General features: G+C 38.4%; 3 protein-coding genes. All 3 read left to right on the forward strand.

Features of this window, described 5'->3' with window-relative positions:
• Positions 1 to 3318: chromosome segregation protein SMC (smc, locus tag IQ228_RS21245; RefSeq protein WP_193964337.1), on the forward strand; the 3318-nt coding region annotated here is incomplete at its 5' end.
• 205 nt (positions 3319 to 3523) lie between these two features.
• A complete protein-coding gene (locus tag IQ228_RS21250) occupies positions 3524 to 4654 on the forward strand; it encodes a hypothetical protein (protein WP_228043996.1) in 1131 nt (376 codons plus the stop codon).
• A gap of 2 nt (positions 4655 to 4656) precedes the next feature.
• Positions 4657 to 4852 (forward strand): hypothetical protein (locus IQ228_RS26820; RefSeq protein ID WP_228043997.1); only part of this gene is annotated, 196 nt, incomplete at its 3' end.

Raw genomic sequence — 4852 nt, forward strand, 5'->3', positions numbered from 1 at the left:
GTTGGGGAAGTTGGGGAAGTGGGGGAAGAAAATCCAAAGTCTAAAATCCAAAATCCAAAATCCTCTGAGTGGAGTGTGACTCGGCGGTTGCGGGTGTCTCAGCAGGGGGGGTATACCTCGAATTATTATATTAATGGTGTGGCTTGTACTCTGACTGAGTTACATGAGGATTTGGAGGAACTGCGGATTTATCCTGAAGGGTATAATGTAGTATTGCAAGGGGATGTTACCAGCATCATTTCCATGAATGCGCGGGAACGTCGGGAAATTATTGATGAGTTGGCTGGGGTGGCGACTTATGATCGGAAAATTGTCCAAGCTAAGTCCACTTTAGATGAGGTGAAGGATAAGGAGGATAGTTGTCGGATTATTCAAACTGAGTTAAGTGGACAATGCGATCGCCTATCTCAAGATAAGGCTAAGGCGGAAAAGTATCAATTATTGCGAATTGAATTTATCCAAAAACAATCCTGGGAAGCGGTGTTATCTTGGCGTTCTCTCCAAGCACAGCAGGAAAAACTGGTTGCACAAGTTCAAGAGGGCGATCGCAATTTCAGTGATTTTACTACTCAGTTAAATACAACTAATTCCCAAATTAATCAGAAAACTACTGAATTAGAGCAGCTAAATCTCCGTGTAAAGGCTTTGGGTGAGGAGGAAGTTCTTGCTGTTCAGTCTAATCTCGCCACTCAGGAAGCGGAACGGAAACAACTCCAACGACAACAACGGGAGTTAGAAACATCTATTCAAGAATCTACAAAGCGGTTAAATCAAACTTATCAAGAAATTCAGCAATATCAACTTACTTTAGAGGAAGCTAAGAAAAGTCATAATGTAGAGACGTTTCATGTAACGTCTCTACAATCAGAACGTGACGTTGCACAACAAAATTTAGAATCCTCTCGTCAAGCTGCTGCGGAAATTGCCTCAGCTTCGGAAGCTTGGGTACAACAACAAACAGCTTTGAATCGGCAAATTGAATCTTTGTTGCATACTCTTGAACCCCAACGCACTGAACAAGCACAATTACAGGAACGGAATACTCAATTACAACAACTCATTTCTGAACAATCTCAGTTAATTGCTAGTTTAGAACCGGAATTAACCGCAAAACAAGCTGAATGTGCGCGTCTGGAAACGGAATTTAATGCTTCTACCCAACCCATTCAAAATTTAGCTGAAAATCTCGCTGCGACAGAACAAGAGTTACAAATTCAACAAGATACCCAAAAACGACTTTTACAAGAACAACGGGACAAACAACGTCAATTAGATAAATTAGAGGCACAGACGCAAGCGCAACAGGAAATCCAAGGAACACAAGCCAGTAAAGTAATTTTACAGTCAGAAATGCCCGGTTTGTGCGGTTTGGTGGTGCAATTGGGCAAGGTTGAACCTAAACACCAATTAGCGTTGGAAATGGCTGCTGGTGGACGTTTAGGGCATATTGTGGTTGAAGATGATAGCGTGGCATCTGCGGGTATTGAACTATTAAAACAAAAACGGGCGGGAAGGGCAACTTTTTTACCTTTAAATAAGATTAAAGTCCCTAGATTTACCCAAGATGCAACTCTGCGTTTAGCTGATGGGTTTGTCAGTTATGCGGTAGATTTGGTAGAATGCGATCGCCGTTATCATGATGTATTTGCCTATGTTTTTGGTGCAACGGTAGTATTTGCGACTCTTGCCCAAGCTCGGAAAAACATGGGACTATATCGGATAGTCACTTTACAAGGGGAATTATTGGAAACAAGCGGCGCAATGACTGGAGGTAGCGGTAATCAACGTTCATCTTTGCGGTTTGATAATGGCGAAGCTGGAGAATCTCAAGAAGTCGCTAATTTGAAATCTCGCTTAATGGATATTGATCGGATTTTAGAACGTTGTGGAGAAGCAATTTCTACTTTAGCAACTCGCACTAAAACCCTCACCCTAGAATTAACAGAAGCACGTCAAGTCCGCAGGGAACAACAATTATATTTAGAACAGTTAAAGAAAGATATTAAGATTTTAACAACGCAGTTAGAAAATACTCGTTCTCAACTTTCCCAAAATACGGAAAAATTCACATCTGCACAATCCCGGTTAGAAGTTTTAAATCGGGAATTACCAGAACAAGAAACTCAATTACAACAATTGAGACATACCCTAGCTGAGTTGGAATCTTCCCAAACCCCCAGCGAATGGCAACAAATCCAAGCTATTATTAAAACCCAAGAACAGGAATTACAACAACGGGAAACAGCACTGCGAGATGTTCAACAACAATTAAAAAACTTAGAAAATCAACAACAACGGTTACAAGAAAAAATAGAAGAATCCCAAACCAGAGTTATTCAATATCAGCAGGAAGAAACCACAGGAAAACAGCAACAAGCAACAGTTAATAGTCAAGTTGAAGAATTGAATCATTTAATTACCTCAATTCAGGCTAAATTGGGTCAATTAGAAGAGAATTTAGGGGAAGAGAAAAAGAACCGAGATACAGCAGAAACCGAATTGCGATCGCTCTTATTGCGTCAACAACAATTACAATGGGAAATTGAGAAACTGCAAGAAACTCAACAAAAACGCCGGGAAGATTTAACAGCACTGCAAAACCAATTACGAGATTTAGGTGCAGAATTACCCAGTCCTTTACCAGAAGTTCCCAATAAAGTTGATTTAGAGGACTTACAAAAAGAATTGCGGAGTTTAGGTAAACGTTTACAGGCAATGGAACCTGTGAATATGTTAGCTTTGGAAGAATTCGATAAAGTCCAAGGTCGTCTTCAAGAACTCACCGGAAAATTAGAGACTTTGGAAGGTGAACGGACAGAATTATTATTAAGAATTGAAAACTTTACCACCCTCCGTCAAAAGGCGTTTAAAGAAGCCTTCGACGCAGTAAATGAGAATTTCCAATCAATCTTTGCTGTCCTTTCCGATGGTGACGGTTATTTACAACTAGATAATCCCGAAGATCCTTTTAACAGTGGTTTAAACCTAGTCGCACACCCCAAAGGTAAACCCGTCCAACGGCTTGCTTCTATGTCAGGGGGAGAGAAATCCTTAACTGCATTAAGTTTTATATTCTCCCTGCAACGTTATCGTCCTTCTCCATTTTACGCCTTTGATGAAGTGGATATGTTTTTAGATGGGTCAAATGTGGAACGATTAGCGAGAATGATTAAACAACAGGCTCAACAGGCACAGTTTATAGTTGTGAGTTTGCGTCGTCCAATGATAGAGTCAGCCCAGCGGACAATTGGGGTGACTCAAGCTAGAGGTGCTTATACTCAAGTTTTGGGTATTAAATTACAGTCATCTGATAATTGATAGGTAAGAGCTAAGAAGGGTAATAAAAATTTATCTTTTTAATTACCCATTACCAATTGTCAAGTTTCTGTTAGAAATAGTGATATACATACATAAACCGGATTCAAGATTTCCTACGGTACAACGAACAGGACATATATGATGATACAATATATTTAATTTTTATGAGTTATTCAAATGCCAAATTTTACGTACAAATAACGCTATGCAAGTAAAAATCATTGGACAAGCAAAAGACTTACGGACAGATACAGATATTCTTTATGCTCAATTATCCATAAAAGACTATTTATGTTTAGTTGGGGATAACTTTGATGATTATGAACCTCAAAGAAAGCGCGAGAAATATAAAGCATATGAACGCATGAAAATTGACATCATGAAAGGTGCTTTGTTACCTTCTATAACTCTCGCAGTAAAACCAGAATTAGTGAGTGATATCTTACCCATTGTACAAAAACATAACAGGCAAGAACTTGAGAGCGCGTTAAGTAAACCAGGACAAGTAAATATTTTAGATGGATTACAACGGACGTTTATTTTAAACGACATAGCTAAGGAGAATTTTGACTTTAATTCAGAACAGAAAGTTCTTGTGGAGTTCTGGCTTGAAGGTAACATCAAAAATCTTATTTACCGGATTATCGTCCTCAATGCAGGACAAAAACCTATGTCTATGAAACATCAGATCGGTCTTTTGTTTATCACTCTAAATGACACACTTAAGGCCGAAATACCAGATATTGAAATTTTCAAAGAAAAAGAATCTGCACGCCGAACAAAGGCTAGGAAGTACCCCCTCGATAGAATTGCAACCGCATATCAAAGCTTTATAACCAAAAGTCCAGAAACACAGAGACAAAATGTTGTTGCACAGAAATTAGTGGAAGAAGAAATTTTAGATTCTACAGAAGAACAACTTGGAGATCAGTTTGATGCCTTCAAAAATTATCTAAGAATCTATGCTGATTTAGATGTTGAAGTATCTCGAATATATATAGGAAATGCTGATCAAGGAATACCAAATGGTATAAAATGGTTTGGAGAAGAAAGTGTTATGAACTCTTTTTTTGCTGCCCTTGCCCTTGCATCTAGCAATAATTCAGAGCGAGTAAAAAAGGCTTTAGAAACTCTTATACAATTACTTCGAGAGACACAAGAAGATGATGATCCTCTCGCGTTAGAAAAATTACAAGAGTTAGAAAGTGGATTTAATGCGCGCAAGGTAAGTCTTGGCTTTGCAAAAAGGAAACTTTTGACAAATGGCTTCAAAGAATATTTTCGTGAAGCAGGAAAAGAAAGTTTTATTAATTGTTGGATAACGGCGGTAGAGTAATTATGAACTATGATGATTTAACAGAATTTAATGATCTTCGCTATGATATAACTCACTTCTCTGAACATGATAGTATCTGCACTCTTAACGGAATGATACCGATACCAGTAGATGCAGTATCTTTTTCTTACGGAGGTGATGAAGACATTGAAATTTATAATGAGCATAATATTTTTTTGGGTGTTCTCTGTATATGTA

Source organism: Dolichospermum sp. LEGE 00246, from assembly GCF_015207865.1.
Lineage (GTDB): Bacteria > Cyanobacteriota > Cyanobacteriia > Cyanobacteriales > Nostocaceae > Dolichospermum > Dolichospermum heterosporum.